Annotated in this window: 2 protein-coding genes; one reads left to right on the forward strand and one right to left on the reverse strand. The window is 43.9% G+C overall.

Going from position 1 to position 1,121, the window contains the following annotated elements; all coding sequences use genetic code 11:
* Window positions 1–344, forward strand: a 344-nt coding sequence (gene yjgA, locus A3729_RS25515; RefSeq protein ID WP_156498138.1) for a ribosome biogenesis factor YjgA, incomplete at its 5' end; no start/stop codon positions are given.
* A 6-nt stretch (window positions 345–350) separates the two neighbouring features.
* Here the strand turns inward: yjgA and A3729_RS25520 are convergent.
* The coding region (locus A3729_RS25520) for a carbon-nitrogen hydrolase family protein (protein ID WP_082882183.1) at window positions 351–1,121 on the reverse strand (771 nt) is incomplete at its 5' end.

Consider the following 1,121-nt stretch of genomic DNA (forward strand, 5'->3'; position numbering starts at 1 on the left):
ACAATATTCGTCAAAATGAGGCGAAAAGGCGGCACCTTCAATTCATTGGTAAGCTAATGCGCGCAGAAGACGCTGAAGCGATTCAGTTCGCAATTGATCAGTTTGACTCCAGCAGTCAACGATATGCTCAAGAGCTTCACCAAATGGAGTCCTGGAGAGACCGTTTGATTAGCGGTGGAAATGATGTGCTTAGTAATTTTATTTCCGACAACCCTGATACAGACGTACAACACCTGAGAGCGCTCGTTCGCAACGCTAAGAAAGATCACGACCAGCAAAAGAATACTGGCGCGGGTAAAAAGCTGTTTCAATATATTCGAACGATTACTCAAGATATTGAGTAAAGCCAGCTAACTTGAAAATAGCGGCATCGCTGCGCGAATTTTATTCAAGCCTTTAAAATCCAAATTCGCACTACAAATACCAGCTCCTTTGCCGAGCTGGTTTAATATGTTTCCCCAAGGGTCGATGATCATACTCTGTCCCCAAGTTTTACGCCCACGGCTATGCTCTCCACCCTGATTTGCAGCAATAACAAAGCACTGGTTTTCAATAGCTCGCGCACGCAACAATAACTCCCAATGAGCTTGGCCGGTTTTTTCGGTAAAAGCAGAAGGTACAAGTAATATTTTTGCCCTTGCCCTACGCATGTCCTGATACATCTCTGGAAAGCGCAAATCATAGCAAATTGAAAATCCGATTCCGGCCTGAGTACCATCTTCGAAACTTATCGTTTCAACTACGGTTCTTTCACCGGGACAAAAGGTATCCGACTCACGATACTCGCCATGCTCATCACCGACCTCAACATCAAATAAATGTTGCTTATCATAGTAGGCCTGTACTTCACCTGAGATATTAATCAGAAGACTACGACTAAAATATCGTTGCTTCCCTTGTGAACTAAGTGAGAGCGAAGCGGGGAACGGCAAACTACCCAAAACCAGGTTGATAGAATTATTTTTGGCAAATTGACGAAAGGCTTCCAAATATCCTTCGAACTTTTCCTGAAGCTGGGAATTTAGTGCGCTGCCGAAATAAAGAAAGTTTTCAGGGAAAACAACTAGCTCACAATCAGAACCAGAAAATTCACGCTCGAGTACCTCCATCGCCAGCTTGAA

The sequence above is a fragment of the Oleiphilus sp. HI0043 genome (assembly GCF_001634935.1).